Source organism: Lysinibacillus sp. CTST325 (genome assembly GCF_054665055.1).
Window position 1 is genome coordinate 241,508 of record NZ_BAAFHO010000001.1, and the last position, 17,275, is coordinate 258,782.

Annotated in this window: 15 protein-coding genes; 9 read left to right on the forward strand and 6 right to left on the reverse strand. The window is 34.7% G+C overall.

Going from position 1 to position 17,275, the window contains the following annotated elements; translation table 11 throughout:
- Window positions 1-305 precede the first annotated feature (305 nt).
- Complete coding sequence (locus ACYQ73_RS01245; RefSeq protein ID WP_460010781.1) at window positions 306-1,292, forward strand: BMP family lipoprotein; 987 nt, start codon at window positions 306-308, stop codon at window positions 1,290-1,292.
- A complete protein-coding gene (locus ACYQ73_RS01250) occupies window positions 1,289-2,950 on the forward strand; it encodes a methyl-accepting chemotaxis protein (RefSeq protein WP_460010782.1) in 1,662 nt (553 codons plus the stop codon). The genes ACYQ73_RS01245 and ACYQ73_RS01250 overlap by 4 nt, the downstream gene beginning before the upstream one ends.
- A 392-nt stretch (window positions 2,951-3,342) precedes the next feature.
- On the opposite strand, the gene menC is transcribed toward ACYQ73_RS01250, so the two are convergent.
- From menC to ACYQ73_RS01265, 3 genes are read right to left on the reverse strand one after another with little or no spacing between them, the layout of a single operon-like run.
- On the reverse strand, window positions 3,343-4,452 hold the full coding sequence (menC, locus tag ACYQ73_RS01255; RefSeq protein WP_460010783.1) for an o-succinylbenzoate synthase: 1,110 nt from the start codon (window positions 4,450-4,452) through the stop codon (window positions 3,343-3,345).
- A 15-nt stretch (window positions 4,453-4,467) separates the two neighbouring features.
- The gene (locus ACYQ73_RS01260) at window positions 4,468-4,848 is read right to left on the reverse strand and encodes an oligopeptide/dipeptide ABC transporter ATP-binding protein (protein ID WP_460010784.1); all 381 of its coding nucleotides are present in this window, start codon (window positions 4,846-4,848) and stop codon (window positions 4,468-4,470) included.
- Between the two features lie 4 nt (window positions 4,849-4,852).
- Window positions 4,853-5,425, reverse strand: coding sequence for a helix-turn-helix domain-containing protein (locus tag ACYQ73_RS01265; RefSeq protein WP_460010785.1), 573 nt, complete (start codon window positions 5,423-5,425; stop codon window positions 4,853-4,855).
- Between the two features lie 84 nt (window positions 5,426-5,509).
- Between ACYQ73_RS01265 and ACYQ73_RS01270 the strand changes: the two genes are divergently transcribed.
- Window positions 5,510-6,475, forward strand: coding sequence for a DMT family transporter (locus tag ACYQ73_RS01270; protein ID WP_460010786.1), 966 nt, complete (start codon window positions 5,510-5,512; stop codon window positions 6,473-6,475).
- Window positions 6,476-6,631: 156 nt separating this feature from the next.
- On the opposite strand, the gene ACYQ73_RS01275 is transcribed toward ACYQ73_RS01270, so the two are convergent.
- A complete protein-coding gene (locus ACYQ73_RS01275) occupies window positions 6,632-7,390 on the reverse strand; it encodes an SDR family NAD(P)-dependent oxidoreductase (RefSeq protein ID WP_460010787.1) in 759 nt (252 codons plus the stop codon).
- A gap of 163 nt (window positions 7,391-7,553) precedes the next feature.
- On the opposite strand from ACYQ73_RS01275, the gene ACYQ73_RS01280 reads away from it, so the two are divergent.
- Complete coding sequence (locus ACYQ73_RS01280) at window positions 7,554-8,750, forward strand: AraC family transcriptional regulator (protein ID WP_460010788.1); 1,197 nt, start codon at window positions 7,554-7,556, stop codon at window positions 8,748-8,750.
- 461 nt (window positions 8,751-9,211) lie between these two features.
- Here the strand turns inward: ACYQ73_RS01280 and ACYQ73_RS01285 are convergent, their stop codons facing one another.
- Window positions 9,212-9,406, reverse strand: coding sequence for a hypothetical protein (locus tag ACYQ73_RS01285; RefSeq protein ID WP_460010789.1), 195 nt, complete (start codon window positions 9,404-9,406; stop codon window positions 9,212-9,214).
- Between the two features lie 116 nt (window positions 9,407-9,522).
- Between ACYQ73_RS01285 and ACYQ73_RS01290 the strand changes: the two genes are divergently transcribed.
- The gene (locus ACYQ73_RS01290) at window positions 9,523-10,116 is read left to right on the forward strand and encodes a hypothetical protein (protein ID WP_460010790.1); all 594 of its coding nucleotides are present in this window, start codon (window positions 9,523-9,525) and stop codon (window positions 10,114-10,116) included.
- Window positions 10,117-10,695: 579 nt separating this feature from the next.
- Here ACYQ73_RS01290 and ACYQ73_RS01295 read toward each other — a convergent pair.
- Window positions 10,696-10,911 (reverse strand): hypothetical protein, encoded by a 216-nt coding sequence (locus ACYQ73_RS01295; protein ID WP_460010791.1) that lies wholly within the window; start codon window positions 10,909-10,911, stop codon window positions 10,696-10,698.
- Window positions 10,912-11,173: 262 nt separating this feature from the next.
- On the opposite strand from ACYQ73_RS01295, the gene ACYQ73_RS01300 reads away from it, so the two are divergent.
- The 4 genes from ACYQ73_RS01300 to ACYQ73_RS01315 all read left to right on the forward strand — a co-directional run bounded on the left by ACYQ73_RS01300 (window position 11,174) and on the right by ACYQ73_RS01315 (window position 17,223).
- Complete coding sequence (locus ACYQ73_RS01300) at window positions 11,174-13,111, forward strand: ABC transporter ATP-binding protein/permease (protein WP_460010792.1); 1,938 nt, start codon at window positions 11,174-11,176, stop codon at window positions 13,109-13,111.
- 23 nt (window positions 13,112-13,134) lie between these two features.
- Window positions 13,135-14,655: a hypothetical protein gene (locus ACYQ73_RS01305; protein ID WP_460010793.1), complete on the forward strand. Its 1,521-nt coding sequence runs from the start codon at window positions 13,135-13,137 to the stop codon at window positions 14,653-14,655.
- 88 nt (window positions 14,656-14,743) lie between these two features.
- Complete coding sequence (locus tag ACYQ73_RS01310; protein WP_460010794.1) at window positions 14,744-15,427, forward strand: response regulator transcription factor; 684 nt, start codon at window positions 14,744-14,746, stop codon at window positions 15,425-15,427.
- Window positions 15,427-17,223 (forward strand): sensor histidine kinase, encoded by a 1,797-nt coding sequence (locus ACYQ73_RS01315; RefSeq protein WP_460010795.1) that lies wholly within the window; start codon window positions 15,427-15,429, stop codon window positions 17,221-17,223. The genes ACYQ73_RS01310 and ACYQ73_RS01315 overlap by 1 nt, the downstream gene beginning before the upstream one ends.
- Window positions 17,224-17,275 lie beyond the last annotated feature (52 nt).

Here is a 17,275-nt window from a genome sequence, read left to right on the forward strand (position 1 = left end):
GCAAACTCTTTAGATGTTTGCGAGGCTTTTTATTTACTAAAGAAAAGGGATGATTTTGCAAAATATATTAATATTTCACATTATTCCCCTACCTTTTTCACTATATACATAGAGAAAATCCATTACAAAACAAACTAAATACTCAGTGATAAGAAAATGTCTAGAATGATTTAAACCCATATGCCTGTAGTAAATTGTAAAAAATCTGATAGTATTTAATGGTAAAACAAAAATCATCGTCTGACCTCTGACTTAGAATAACTTTTTTCCGATATAAATAATACATACAATTGGAGGTACCCATATTGAAAAAATTAATGATTGGCTTTTGTTTAATAGCTTTGTTATTAGCAGGCTGTTCAATTACTCAGCAGGAAAAAGCGCAAGATGACTATAAAATTGGTATCTTACTCTCAGATGCAGGTCTTGGTGATGAATCATTTAATGACTCAGCTTTTAAAGGGCTTGAGAAAGCTCGCGATGAGCTAGGTATTTTATTTGATTATAAAGAGGCGCCTGATGGCAATTACGAGCAGAAGCTAGAAGAACTTGTCGCAGAAAAATATAACGTCATTATTGGTCTAGGCTTCTCTGTACAGGAGGCATTGGAAAAGACTGCGAAGAAATATCCTGATCAACAATTCGTCCTTATTGACGGACAATCAGATGTTGCAAATATCACTTCCATAACTTTTAAAGAGCAGGAAGGTAGCTTTTTACTTGGCATGGTTGCAGCAATGACGAGTAAAACTGGAAAAATAGGATTTATTGGTGGCGCAAATGTTCCAGTTATCCACCATTTTGAGAACGGCTTTATTGAAGGCGCTAAATATTATAATCCAAATATCGAAATTGTTAGTGAATATTCTGGCTCATTTGATGATACCGATGCGGGTGCCGCAATCGCAGAACGTTACATAAAGAACAAAGTAGATTTTATTTATCATGCAGCTGGATTCACAGGCTTTGGTGCCATAAAGAAAGCGGAAGAAATGGGCATATATGCGGCCGGAGTTGATATTGATCAATTTTACATTGCAGAAAAAACTGTCGTAACATCGATGTTAAAAAATGTCGACCAAGCTGTTTTTAAAATTGCTAAAACATTAGATGAAGAAGGGAAAATTTCCGAAAAATCGTTGTCATTCGGTTTAGCTGACAATGGAGTGGGCCTAGCGGATATACGTGTTATTAAACTTACACCTGAACAACAGGCTGCTATTGAAAAAGCAAAAGAAGATATTGTTTCGGGTAAAATAAAAGTTACTGCAGAAAAGGAGAACAGCCAGTGACACTACGAAAAAAATTATTCATGAACATACTTATTCCCATTGTCCTCGCAATGGCTATGATTGGTTTTATTATCGTACAAACATTTGATATACAAACAACTGCACAAGATGATACAGAACTATTACTGGCAGTGAAAGAACTTGAACAAAGTTTAGTTGTAGCGAGCCAATCATTAAATAACTACACTTTTTTAGATAGTGAAGCCAATAAAAATGAAGCTCTTTCAACTTTACAAGAAACGAAGGCAAATTTAGAAAAACTCTCAACTATTGCAAAAATAGCTGAGCATAAGGCAATTATCAAAAAAATCGAGGGTAAATACGACGAATTAGCAAAAGCTTCAGAAGCAGGATTTCTTGCTCACAATCGTCCAGAGATAAAAAAACAATCAATCAGAATATCCGGTATTTTGAACGATATGTATCTACTGAAAAAAGAAACAAATGAATGGTATAAAGAAACGAATGATTTGGCAACACAAAAAATTTCTTTTATTACTACATCAACAATAATCGGAAGTATTCTTCTACTGATTGCTACTATCATTTTTTCGTATGTCGCAACGAAAAGAATTACAAATCCGATTAACCGAATCGTGGATTATGCACAATTGGTGGCTGCAGGGGATTTGACAATTGACACCTCTTCCCTCCCCTATAAGAAAGGCAGTCGCAATGAAGTTGACCAACTGACTGAGAACTTTTCCAAAATGATTGTTGGCTTAAAAAGCACCGTACAATCCATTGATCATGTAGGTAAAAATGTTGGTCTATTTACAAAAGATGTCACAAGCTATATTGAAACTGTTAACGAAGGCAGTAAACAAATTGCTACATCAACAGACGAATTGGCAAAGGGAAGCCTAACTATTTCAGAAGATATCCAGTCAACAGCTATCTTGATGAATACGATGGCAGATCAATTTACTACTGTTCAGGAGACAAGTGAACAATCAGCAGTAAACGGTAACAAAGCACTTACTGCTGTTCAAAATGGTCGTAGCTCACTAGAGAAGCAATCCTCTATTGCAAAGGATATTTCATCCACTTCGATTAATATCAAAGAGGCTGTTACTCAATTCTCTCAATTCACAACGGAAATTGAAGGTGCAGCTAATGCAGTCCACGCGATTGCTGATCAAACAAATCTATTAGCATTAAATGCTGCAATCGAAGCGGCACGTGCTGGCGAAGCCGGAAAAGGATTTGCCATTGTTGCAGAGGAAGTCAAAAAACTTTCCCATGAAACAGAAAAAGCAACTACTTTAATCACTTCAATGGTGACACATATACAAGATGGCATTACGCTCATTCTTTCTACCGCAGAGCATGGACATCAGCTTTCAAAAGAACAATTACAATCGATGACCGATACAGAAAAGTCATTTGAGGCAATTGCAACTCATGTATTAGACATTAATGATCAGTTACAGCACCTTACAAAGGATATGGAGCAAACAAGCGAAATAAGCCAGCAAATGAACAGTGCCATTGAAAACATTTCAGCTATTACGGAAGAAACCGCAGCAGGAACAGAAGAAATATCCGCTTCTACTCAAGAACAGTTAGGATCATTCCAAAAAATTAGTGAGAAGGTTTCAGAACTCCAAGAAATGACAAATACATTGTCTGTAGAACTAAAAAAATTCACATTATAAATTTAGTATTAATTTCGTCTATTACTTTAGAGTAATAGACGCGTTAATTAGCCGATCTTCCCCACTTTTAATTAAGAAGATGCTGATATCCGCTACAGGCTATTCACACTTTCCTGCTGGAGAGCGTCGAGCCGCTTACAATAAGATGAAAGCAATTGTAGCAAGAACTTTTACACATAAAATTTATATTAACCTTCACAATTTTTGGGTTGTAGTAGAGGGTGAGTAAAATCTGATGGAGCTCTAAAGCCTCCCATCTTTATAGTGAACTGCACCCCAATTGTTAGACACAAACTTACAATTGGTGGTGCAGTTTTTATATGGCTAAATTTAGAGAAGAAATGAAATTAGAAGCTGTTCAAATAACTATAAAACACGGCATTCGTCTTTCATTATGCTTCGTAAATATACTTTTCTATTGTGTATTTTTCAAGTTTGTCTTGCACAACATTATAACCAATACCTGGTAGATCAGAAACTTGGATATGTCCTTGTTCATCCATGACAATCTCTGGCTCAATAATGTCCTCATACCAATAGCGGGAAGACGGTGCTGTATCACCAGGTATTGTAAAGTTTGACAGTGTTGTAATGGCAATATTATGAGCACGACCAATCCCTGATTCTAGCATACCCCCACACCATACAGGGATCTGATGCTGCTGACATAAGTCATGAATCTTTTTAGCCTCAGATAAGCCTCCAACACGCCCTACCTTTATATTAATCACTTTGCAGCTACCTAGTTCAATTGCACGTCTTGCATCATCGTATGAATGAATGCTTTCATCTAAGCAAATCGGTGTATTGAGTTCTCTTTGTAATTTTCGATGATCGACAATATCATCATGCTCAAGTGGTTGCTCAATCATCATTAAATTTAATTTATCCATCTCCTGAAATAAAGGTAGATCTTCTAACGAGTAGGCAGAATTGGCATCTGCCATTAAAGGAATATCACCAAAGCGATCACGGATTACACGCAGTACTTCGATATCTTTTCCGGGCTTAATTTTAATTTTAATTTTTTTGAACCCTTGTTTTAAATAACCTTCAATGCTTTCCAGCAATACATTCGTATCATCCTCAATACCCAGGCTAATGCCAACTGTAATTTCTTTTTTTTCTCCTCCAAGTGCTTGTGCTAAAGGTATTCCCTGCTCTTTTGCATATAAATCCCAAATGGCTGCTTCCACTGCAGATTTTGCCATATTATTGCGACGCACACGAGCAAATTTCTCATTTACCTCATCTGGGTGGTTGAATTCCTTATTAATAACAAGTGGTATTAAAAATTCATCAATAATAGAGAATGCCGTTGAAGCCGTTTCTTCTCCATAATAAGGATAAGCGCTAACAACACATTCTCCATAGCCAACATGCTTCTCACCATACGCTTCAATAATTAAGAAAATACGTTCTTGCTGCTTCATAAAACTTGTTTCAAAGGGTGATTTCATAGTCATCTTCATTTTGCGAACTATTATTTTTTCAATTTTCATTTCTCAAAACTCCCCCTACTTGTAATATAAATGACAGGCCGTTTTATGGGCAGGTGAATGTTCGACCAACTCTGGCTCCACCGTCCGGCATTTTTCCATTACAAAAGGGCATCTCGTCTGGAAAACACAGCCTGTTGGTGGATTCAATGGAGAAGGGATTTCACCTTGTAGCTTAATCTTTTCACGTTTTATTCGCGGATTGGGCACAGGAATTGCTGATAAAAGCTCTTTTGTATAAGGATGCATTGGGTTGCTAAAAATCTCATCTGTCGTTGTTTCTTCTACTATCTTTCCTAAATACATTACGTCAATTCGATTGGAAATATGGCGTACAACACTTAAATCATGAGAGATAAACAATAATGTTAAGTTAAATTCTTTTTGTAAATCCTCCAATATTTCAAGATAAATATTTCATTGTTAAATGGAGAACTGCTACTTCATTCCCCTTGTTTTCATAGCTATGCTTTCGATTTGCTTCAAATTGAATAGAATCAAATTCGTTTAATTCATACTTTTCTTGTCCAACTTGAATCGAAATTTCCCCTTTCATTACTGTTACAAATTCAATAGCTCCTTCATGATGAGGTTCTGCCTCATATATGCTATTCGGTTGCAAACAAGCACGATGCATTTCCAATCCTGTTTCTTTTTTGTAACGAAATACAGTCTCTAACCGCCACATTTGATTTTCTTCTATAGTAAATCCTTCTCCGCAGCGTGCAACATTTACTCTATCTTCTATCACCATAAGCCGTGACAACGGAATAGATAATCCTTTCGTAATCTTCCAAATGACACCTAATGTAGGATTCGTTTCTCCTCTCTCAATTTTTCCTAGTGTTAATTTACTAACACCCGTTTTTTTCGCTAACTCTTCTAAACTAAATTTCTGTTCATTGCGTATTTGTCGTAACAATTGACCAACTTGCAAAATAACTTCTTTTGTTTGCATATCCTCTTGTTCTTTCATAGGAACCTCACTTTCGGTATATTATAGTTTACTTTCTAACTAAATAATTATATTATAATATATATTTAGAAAGGAGCGAACGAAATGCGTGCTATCTTATTAGGTATTTTATCATCTGCGTTTTTTTCAGCTACATTTATTATAAATCGAGTTATGAACGTATCAGGAACAAGCTGGGCTTGGACTGCTTCCTTCCGATTTTTATTCGCTTTACCCATTTTATTCTTTATCGTCCTATTTCGCAAAAACCTTCGTCCACTATGGGTAGAAATGCGTAAACATCCTTTGGCATGGCTTGGTTATGGCACAATAGCCGGAGTTGGATTTTATTCCTTATTAAGCTATGCTGCTGTATTTAGTCCTGCATGGCTCGTAGCAGGTACATGGCAAATAACCATTTTAGCTGGTTTGTTATTATCTCCGTTATTTTTCATTACATTGGAGACGAAGTCAGGAGTTAAACGAGTTCGCGGTAAAATTCCAATGCGAAGCTTACTCGTTTCCTTATTTATTTTAACGGGTGTCATTTGTATGCAATTAACAGAAGCTGGAGATATTACTGTTTCTCAATTTTTATCTGGCTTCCTCCCTGTAGTTATCGCTGCATTCTTATATCCTTTCGGTAATAGAAAAATGATGGAAGTCGTTGCTGGTCGCCTAGATACATTTCAACGCGTGTTAGGCATGGCAATTGGCAGCCTTCCTGTCAGTATTATATTAGCGATTTATGGTTGGACAACAACTGGCATTCCAACATCTGGGCAAATTACGCAAGGTTTCTTATTAGCATTATGTTCGGGTGTTATCGCCACAATGACATTTTTCTTCGCTACTGACTTAGCGAAAAATAACCTGTCTTTGTTAGGGGCAGTAGAGGCAACACAAGCTGGAACAATGATATTTACTGTTCTTGGTGAAATCCTTTTTTTAAATGGTTCTTGGCCTGTTGGAGTATCTTTAATCGGTATGATCATTATTATGGTTGGAATGATAGCTAACAGTGTTTTAAATCGGTCAGTTCCTGTATCTAAACAAAAGAAAATAGCATAGTTTAAGAGCGTGTTTTAAACCGAAAACTGATTAAAACACGCTCAATTGAATTATTCATTTATAACGATGTTTAATAGAAGGCTTTAGGATAAATTAAAAACACAAGATAATAAAAACAAAATCCCGAATAACATTCAATATTCGGGATTTTTCTTATTATAAAGTTAAACCAGCATCAACAAGAACTATTGATCCTGTCATATAGCTAGCGCGTTCAGATGCTAAGAAAGCAACCATTTCTGCTAACTCTTCTGGTGCTGCATAACGTCCCATTCGCATGTTCGGAAGTTCATCTGGAATATATCCAGTTGTTTCAAACATTTCCGTAACACTATTTGTTAACGCTGTTTGAACACCGCCTGGACAAATAGCATTAATGCGAATGCCTTTTTTAACGTATTCTAACGAAGCTGATTTAGTCAAACCAACTACAGCATGTTTACTTGCAGAATATGCAGCCATACTGTGTTCACTTCGGATACCTGCCGTTGAAGCTGTATTAATGATTGAACCACTACCTTGACCTTCCATTACTTTCAAAACATGTTTTAAGCCAAGGAATACGCCTTTTACATTGATGGACATAATACGATCATATTCAGCATCATCAATCTCAGTAAGTGGTGAAATTTTTTGAATAATCCCAGCATTATTGAAAAATACATCGATACGTCCATATGTTTCAATCGTAGCAATTACATATTTCTGAACATCTTCACTTTTCGAAACATCGGCTTGAACGAAGATACCTTCGCCACCCTGTTCCTTAATCAGGCTTAAAGTTTCTTCACCTGTTTCCTTATTGAAATCGACCACTACAACTTTTGCTCCATTACTAGCAAGTTTAATACTGCTGGCTCTACCAATACCGCTTCCAGCTCCAGTTACTATTGCAATTTTATTTAAAAGATCCATACTTAATTTCCCCCTTGATATATTTAATTCACTGTTTATTTTATTGCCAAATCAACAATTTTTATTGTATTATTCTACACAAAATAGTATTTTCTCATTGTATTTAGCCAAAAATATTACTACTTTCATTGTGAATATTAAAAATAGAGATGGGGTTAGAAAGATGAAAATCTCCTCAATCGATCTTCAATATATTTGTCAGCTAATTTATGAAACACATAATCTTTCTGTTTTTTATATCAATCAATTTGGAGAAATTGCTTTTGAGTACACTTCAAAACATTTCCAGGAAAACTCACATTTTGCTCCTTTAAAAGATCACATTCGAGCATATCCATTTCATACTACTCCAAGTGATTTCCCGATTTTTTTCTCTAACGCCAAATTAAATTTTTTCTATATTAATTTAAAAATGGATCAGCAATTTTTAGGTTCAATCATAGTGGGACCTGCTCTTTCCTCAGAAATGTCTGATGAAAAAATAAATTTCTATGATGGCGATCAACCCATCCCTTCTCTCCATTACCAACAATTTTTATCAATTAGTTTATTCGTTTACTATCTTATTTATCGACAAAAACTAAACAAAACGATGGTTATACATAACAACCAAGCATTAAAGCCGATTATTATCCAAAAAGAAAATACGATTCTTGAACTTTCAAATGCAAGAAGAAACTATATTGTTCATACAAATCTTTATTATGAAAAAATATTGTTAGACTATGTAAAAAACGGGCGTAAGGATAAATTAACTGAGGTGCTGAACTACTCTATCGTCGGAGAAGCTGAACTTGGCATACTATCTAAACAAAGTCGGCTAAGAAGTTTACAGAATCTAATGATAACGGGAATAGCCCTTACTTGTCGTGCAGCCATAGAAGGTGGATTAAATGAAGAAACCGCATTTACATTAAGTGATTTCTATATTCAAAAACTCGAGGAACAAGATAGCTGGCATACAATACTTGCTTTAACAGAGGAAGCCATTTACGACTTTACTAATCGAGTATCAAAAGCAAATAAAGAAATGTATTCTGCGACAATCACAACTTGTCAGCATTATATTGATAATCACATTTATGGTGAAGTTACTTTGGATCAACTTGCAGATATCTGCCATTTAAGTCCCAATTATCTTTCATCTTTATTTAAAAAGGAAGTCGGCATTTCAATCAGTGAATATATTCAACAGCAACGTATTGATGAAGCAAAGAGGCTATTAACTTTCACAAATTATCCAATCTTAGATATTGGTTCATTGCTAAATTTCACTGATCAAAGCTATTTCATTAAAATCTTTAAAAAATTCACTGGCATCACACCAAAACAGTATAGAAATGAGCACTATAACAAGTGATACTGCAGCCAAATTAAAGAGATGTTCTCAAAACCATTTATAGACTTTGAGAACATCCCACGGGGTAGGAACACCTGACGGAAAGGTGTATAATTCAGATAATACATATATTGGTAATCCCAAAGTGTATGCATCTTTTAAATAAAAAATTCATTATTGAAATGGTTACTACTTAGGTCCCCCAAAGTTTTTTTGGGAGACCTACTTTTTTACAGTAATTTCACCTTTCATTTCGGCTTCTTATCCATAAAGTAATTGGCTTATCTTTTGATGATAGTTTTATGCAAGATTTTATACATGCTGTAGCTAGTCATTTAACCTAAAAAGGTTGTTACAACAACGATGTATAAAATCTTGCATACATAATCATTCGTGCTTCAACTCGATTTGTATGGGGATGTATAAGTCGTCTCACCCTTATTGGGGAAATAAAGCCATCCGAAACGGGTCGCTTTTTACTATTATCTTTTTAGAAAAGAATGAATACCTACTATGAGTGTAACAATAGGAAAAACAAACCATAGCGAACTTCTTTCAAAAAAATATTTAAATTCTGGTATAAATACAAGATTCTTAGAGAGATAAATAAACATAAAAAAAGAACTTATTAATAAAATAGATTCTGGAACATTTATAACTTTCTTCTTTTTCTCCATTAATAGCACCCTCCTTTTTATTATATTATCCATCCATTAAATAAAAATGTAAATATCACACAAAATCTACTAATATATGGTACAATAAATTTAATCATAAAAAAAGGGGTGTTAAAATGAAAAAGTTTAAAGTCTTATTGTTTTTTCTAAGCGCTTTCATAATTCTATCCTTCAATAATTATGAAGCATCAGCTGCAGAGGACAGTTCAAACGATGACACATCTAGTATTGATTATGACAACAATTTGCAAATCACAGAAAGCGATGGTTCAATAATCTTTTTTGACAATCAGGAAGATATGGAAGCTCATTTGGATTATATGAAATCAATCGATGAAAATCCGGGGATTGCTCCACTGGCAATTGGAGAAACATTAGTAGGTACTCAAAATAAGAAGATGGAATTCCTTGGATACTCAAAATTCACTCCATCATGGACATATGCAAATGCTTATCAGTTAGTAAATAACCAATCAGAATCTTTCTCTTCGAAAGTGAACACTAATTGGGGAGATGTTGGCGTATCATTCTCTAAATCATATGGTGTTAATACTACTATACCAGCAAATTCAAATAAACTTAGCCGTTTAGGTGGCTATGCAGATATAAAAGTAGAAAGATATCGTGTAAGTCTTCCTAATGTTAGTAGCTCGTATTATAAAAACGTAGCGAAAACTACAGCTACTTACGTGATAGTAAAATACAAATAAACAAAAGAGCAACAATTATAAAATGGCACCTATGTCAAGAACAATAAAAAAAGAGATTAAGCTACTAGAAGGTGATTCCTATATTAAATAGGGGTCACCTTTTATAGTTGACAAATAAGTCTTACAATTATCATTATATGGCCAATAAGTAATGTCCGTTAATAACACTTTTCCAGGAATCCCTTGTTTAAATTCTCTATTTAACTTGTTTGAAACGACCTGATGCTCCTTTGTAGCTTTAGCGATTCTTTTATAAGGATTCGGCTTTCTATGAGGACAGACAATGCCCTATTTCTTCATGATTCTTAGGATCTTTTTACGTCTAAAGATAATATTATATATTCATTCTCCAGTATCATTTTAATAGAACGTGATCCTTTCTTATAACCCCGCCGCTTAAAAGCTTTTAATATGATTTCTTTCGCTTCTAAGTCCAATTGCTCTCTTGCTTCTCGACTGACGGATGCTTTTAGATAGCTGTAATATCCAGAACGAGAGACATCTAATAGGTCACAAAAGTATGAGGTCATTTGCTTAAATTGATTCTGTTCAAGGGTCTCATAAATCAACTGGTATACTTTACTCGGTTCTAGGCTTACGCTTGTGTTTAGCAGCCTCCTTTCTGTCGTTTCTAGCTTTTTTAATAGTTCTACTTGCCTCTCTATAAGCTTCCACACCTGTTTCATCTGGTAAACCGTCAAGCACCCGCCATTCTCGCCAAGTATCTATCTGCAAATTCCTATTTTCAGGATGTATTAGCCAAAGATACGTTTCTGTTGGTTTTTTTGGAGCCATTCTTTCTAAAGATGTTGTTACTTCTTTTTTAGATAAGCTATCAAGGAAAAAACGTAAATCATAAGTGTTCGCGCTTTATAGTCTTCCATTAATCAATGATTTGTAGAATAACCCCCTTTCTTTTGTAGACAACAATAAGTTCAGGTCTGACTTTTGAATCGATATCCTTCTCCAATAGTCACAAAAAAGTCATAAGGTATTCATAAGACCATCATTACCAACCATTATCATAGACAACAATTAGAAGAGATGGAGTGGTTCAATGATAGAAATTAGAAATGTTAGTAAAACCTATTATCCAGATAAATCAACCCCAATCCCTGCATTGAAAAATGTAAATTTAATATTAGATCACGGTGAGCTCGTTGCGATTGTAGGAGCTTCTGGCTCTGGAAAGTCTACACTTCTCAACACACTTGGGGGTCTGGATAAACCCGATTCTGGAGAGGTGTACATAAATGAAACACCTATGTCGACGTTTAACGATCATCAGTATTCTGATTACCGTAAAGATAACGTCGGATTTGTGTTTCAACATTTTCACCTAATTCCTCACCTGACTGTGTTGGAAAATGTAGAATTGGCTTTGGCTATGAGCTCGTATGAGAAAAAGGAAGCTCACCAAAAATGTGTACAAGCCCTTCGAGAAGTTGGTCTGGAAAAAGCGATTCACCAAAAAGCTAATGAATTGTCGGGAGGACAACAACAAAGAGTTGCGATTGCAAGAGCGTTAGTTAAGTCGCCAAACATCATCTTGGCTGATGAACCGACGGGTGCCTTAGATTCTCATACTTCTCAAGAAATAATTGATTTATTGAAAAGAATTTCTGAGCGAGGTCGCTTGGTCGTTGTAGTCACCCACGATGAGGCGGTTGCTGAGCAAGCTTCGAGAATCGTTAGAGTTAAAGACGGAGAGATCATCGAGGACAGGAAACAAAGTAAACGGGATTCTGTTCAAATGGAGATACCGGAAGAACCACCCCGGAAACGTGCTTTTCAACTGAAATCAGCATTTAGACTTTCTTATCACAGGATTAAGGAAAAAAGATGGCGCTATTTCCTTGTATCGATAGGCATTTCTATGGGGATTTGTGGATTTTTACTGGCTCTGGCGTTCGGGAGCGGAATAGACAACTATATACAGTATTCATCCGATAAAGTAATAGACGGTAAAAAGCTAGATTTTAAAAAAGAACAAGATTATATGATTAGTTCCAATTATTATGAACTCAAGAAAAATGAGCATATCAAATTAGTGCAATCTGAATTCGATCTATCGGCAAGAATTGAGAAAAAGCAAGATATCATCAGCTTTGATGTCAAACCTTTGCATAAAGAAAAAAATAGAAATGATTACGCCTTGCCAAAGGTATTATATGGCCAACTTCCAAAAGATGAGGAGCACGGAATTGCCCTGTCAGAAAGCACAGCCAAAAAACTGCTAAAGGAAGGCGGCAAGTTAGAAGAATTAATCGGCAAAGAGATTACAATGAAGTTTCTGTCCATGGACGAAATTACGAGCTATCCCTCTCGATGGGACACGCAAAAGTTGAAGATTTCTGCCATTACGGAACGATCTTTTATCGGAAAAGAATATTCATATATTCCATATGATTTCCACACAGAGGTTGTTAAACGTTCAAGATTTATCGGTAAAGACTCAGAAATAACGACTAACAACTATGAAGTGTATGTGGATAATAAAAGCTCAATCGAATCAGTTGTCAACCAGTTCAAGCAAAACTATACCATTACAACACCTGAAAATGTATTGAAAGAGTTAACTAAAACATTTAAAAATATACAGCTTGCTATTACTGGCGTTTCTATGCTAATTCTCTTAATCTCCTCTATTATGGTAGGAATTATTCTTTATATCAGTGTTTTAGAGCGAAGAAAAGAAATTGGTTTGTTCAAAGCAATTGGCGGCAGAAATAGAGAAGTTCGCTGGATCTTCTTTTCGGAAGCGATTTTATTGGGAGGTATGGCTTCTATCAATGGTACAGTGCTTGGCATAGTAGTTCAGGTTATTTTGAACCGTGCACTGGAAGCTAAAATTCATTTCGAGCTGTTACATATAGATGTATTTACAGTCCTGCTAACTATAGGATTTGGCATCGTAATTAATGTATTGGCATGTATGATTCCTGCTAACCAAGCAGCAAAGTTAAATCCGATTCAACTACTTAAACAGGATTAATTATTAAAAGAAGGATGATAATTATGTTAAAAACAGTACGTTTAATGTTCATGATTTTGATCATAACCATATTAACGGCATGTAACAACAATAATCAGGAAACGACAGTAAAGCCTGAAAACAAGAAGGTTGAAGACTCCCAAAAGACGAACGAAGATTTGATGGACAGCAACCCGATTGAAAATAGTCAAAAAATTAGAGAAATAACACCTGAATTAGTGAAAGATATAAAAAAGATTTTGATAGACGATGCAAGCAAGCTATGGCCATCGTTCAATAATGAGGATAAGCAAATATTATTGTTGAATCCTTCTAACAAAATAGCCTATTTGATCAACAACCAGAAAACCGATATTGGACCTAAAGACGAGGTGATTGAGTATAGTACGGATTCCATAAAGGATACCCAATTGTTGGTGACGCCATTCCAACTTACGACATTCAATAATCACCCTACCTATGTCTTTAACCTTGATTTTGCGTCAGACTTTATTTCTGGCACAGATGAGAAGGCAGCATATGAATATGTATTTAAGTTTATTATCCATGAAGGGATTCATATTCTACTACAGTCTGGAGGCACTGTGGAAGGTCTTGGTACAAGAGCTGAAACATATCCCGAAGATATCGACAGTAGATATTACCGAAATGAAATGTACCAATACCTAAAAAAAGCTATTGAATCCAAGAAGAAAGATGAGAAAATCGATCAGATTCAAAAAGCTGTATATTTTTATGAATTATATTTAAATAGTAACAAAAAGAATAAGGACCAAGACGGCTACGATAATATTGAAGGTATGGCTACTTATCTAGAGTCAAAAGCATATCAGATGCTCCAACATCCACACGCATCTGTAAAAGAATTAAATGAGTTGACTTTACAAAATATTATAGATAATTCTAATCAAGAGCAAGAAGAAGTACTCTTGATGAAGGACCGAGAATTTTATGATATCGGAGCTTTAGCAATTGCTTCTGCAGTTGACTTGAACCTTAATGACAAAACAATATTAACAGCTTCTCCTTTAGGATTATTGAATTCCCAATTCGGTAGCAAAAAAGCTGAAGGTCATGAAAATATAAAAAAAGCTAACGATGATTATTACAATTCTTATAATAGTAAGCTAAAATCTTATGTAGATGATATAGCATCCAAACAGAAGGATAACCAGTATGTAGCAGTCAGAATCCCTGTGACAATTCAAAACTCCTCAGCTACGTTTGAGGATATGATAGTGGAGTACCAATATAAAGGGAATCCAGCAGAAATACAAACAACGACAAGAGAAATTATCCTTCCAGATACTCGTATCAAACTTAACAAAATGGAATCTCTTTACATAGAAGCTCCTATGGAAGGTTATAAAGATTCGACGAAGATGAATCCAAATACGATAATGGGTTACACGATTGTATATATTCCTAAAAAGGAGATCGAATTCTCTAAAGACAAACTACTTACGATTCAAAGAGATGATTTATTAATCTTTGATGCCAAGTATGAGGAAAAAGACGGAGAGTATCAAATATTGATGAAATAACGAACCATAGATTTAGCAGGCATCCTTCTTCTTTACGGTAAATAATTTTACTAAGAAGATGCCTGCTTTATTAAATAAGGAGATTTTAATGAAGCGAACGATTTTAATTATAGAAGATGAACTGAAAATTGCTAATATAATAGCTGACTATTTCACCATGAACGAATACAAAGTCCTAATTGCGATAAATGGTAAGGTTGGTCTGCAAATATTTGAAGAAGAATCAGTCGATTTAATTATTCTCGACATCATGCTACCAGAAATCGACGGATTCTCCGTGTGCAGAAGAATTAGAAAAAAATCAGATGTTCCTATCATTATGCTGACAGCACGATCCGAAGTAGAAGATCAGTTGATGGGCTATGAATTTAAAGTGGACGATTATATGACTAAGCCGTTTAATCCTGAGATTCTAGTAGCTAAATCTAAAGTTCTTCTCGATAGAATCTATACTGTAAAAAAAGAAGATAGAGACAAAGAAACCTTGACGCTAAAAGGAGTCACGATTAACAAACTTACACGTGAAGTATGGATAGATAGCACGTCCATTGAATTAGAGCCAAAACAATTTGATCTTTTACTATATTTGATGGAAAACAAGCATATTGTCTTGTCCAGAGATCAAATATTAAATGAAGTATGGGGATATGATTATTTCGGAAGCGCAAGAGTAGTTGATGCGCAAGTAAAAAAACTTAGAAAAAACTTACAGCATAAAGCCTACCTAATTAAAACCGTATTTGGTTTAGGGTATAAATTTGAGGTGGAATAATGCGAAAAAGAGGAATTGCCTATAAGCTTTTTTTAATTCATATCTTATTATTTACTGCTATATTTATAGTCCAAATCGTCTTTCAATCGATTTATTTCGAACCTTACTATATCCATAAAAAGAAACAAAATATGGAAGAGTTTGCCCATACAGTTGAATCAAAGATTAAAAACCATGAGTCGACTGACACAATTAATCAGTATATTACTGAAATGTCAGAGAGTAATAATGCTATTATTTCGGTTATCAATCATCAACTTCAGGCTCATTACGGAGCGTCTTTAAACAATAATTACTCGCAATTCGTGATCAGAACGAAGGACAACAAGGAGTATAAAATCGTAGATGACTTTATGTCTATTGATTATAAAGAAATAAATAAAGAGAACAACATCTCAATCGAGGGTCTGCTATTAGATGATAAGGAATCCTTAGTTCTCCCGAAAAAAATCAAAATTGGTACTCAAATCTTAGAGCCAAACGATGCATCCACGATATTTTTTGAAGGAATCACTATAAGTGACAATGACATGATGAATGAGCAGCCTAAGCCTATTACAATTGAAGGAAAAGTGATTTCAAAACCAACTGAAAGTAAATCCTTCACAGCGCAAAAAAATGTTCTCATTCAAGAAATGCTTGTCATGACAAATAAAAATGAAGGTCAAACGTTACCTAATCAAATATATACGGTACGGGACACACAGACAGACATTAATAATTTGATGTTAATTGAAAATGTGGAAGGAACAGATTTGGTAATATTGGCTGTTTCTTCTCTTCAATCTGTAGATGAAGTTATCGGCAATTTAAATCAGTACTATATTATTTTATTTATTTTTACAATGATCATCGTTATTATAATAGCTATTGTTTTTTCTAAGACATTATCCAAGCCTTTGGTTAAAATGAGCACGATTGCGAATCAGATTGCAAATCAAAATTTCAGCGAAAAATATATTGTTAAGTCCAAGGACGAGCTTGGGCAAATGGGTGAAGCATTAAACAAAATTTCTACTAACCTAGAACAGAAAATTACAGAATTAGTCCATGCCAATGAAAAACTTGCACAAGATTATGAACTACAGTTGAAGTTGAAGGAAAAAGAAAAAGAGTTTGTTGCCAACGTATCTCATGAATTAAAGACCCCTTTAACCGTAATAAACGGTTATATTAAAGGCATAAAAAACGGTGTATATGAGCAAAACGACTTAAAATATTGTGATGTCATTTTGGATGAAGTCGACCGAATGACGGAAATGGTGCAAGAAATGCTTGATATTTCGAGACTAGAGTCCCCTATTTATCAGCTTTCTGAAAGCACCTTTGACTTATGGCATACATTTTTAAAGGTTTACGATAAATTCAAAGCTATGGCTGACGAAAAAGGATTGCAGGTTCTGTTTGAAATTGATGAGGAAGCTTATGTAAATGGAGATATAAAAAGAATCGAGCAGGTCATTACCAACCTATTTGTCAACGCTATAAAATATACGCCAAAACATAACCGTATTAACATCAAAATTGTCTATCTAGAGGGTTTAAATAAATATAAGTTTAAAATTGAAAATGAAAATATTTTCATTCCCTATGATGAAATCGAACAAATTTGGGATCCTTTTTACAGAGTAGAAAAATCAAGAAGCAAAGAATTTGGTGGTTCTGGCTTAGGTTTAGCTATTGTAAAACAAATATTGGAACGTCATAATAGTAGCTTCGGCGTAAATAACACTGAAAACGGAGTCGAATTTTACTTTGACTTGAGAGCAGTTAGTACAGATTATTTGGACTACTAATCATCAACTGTTTATCTCTTCATCTGCTGAATAAAGTTAAATAAAGAAAAGA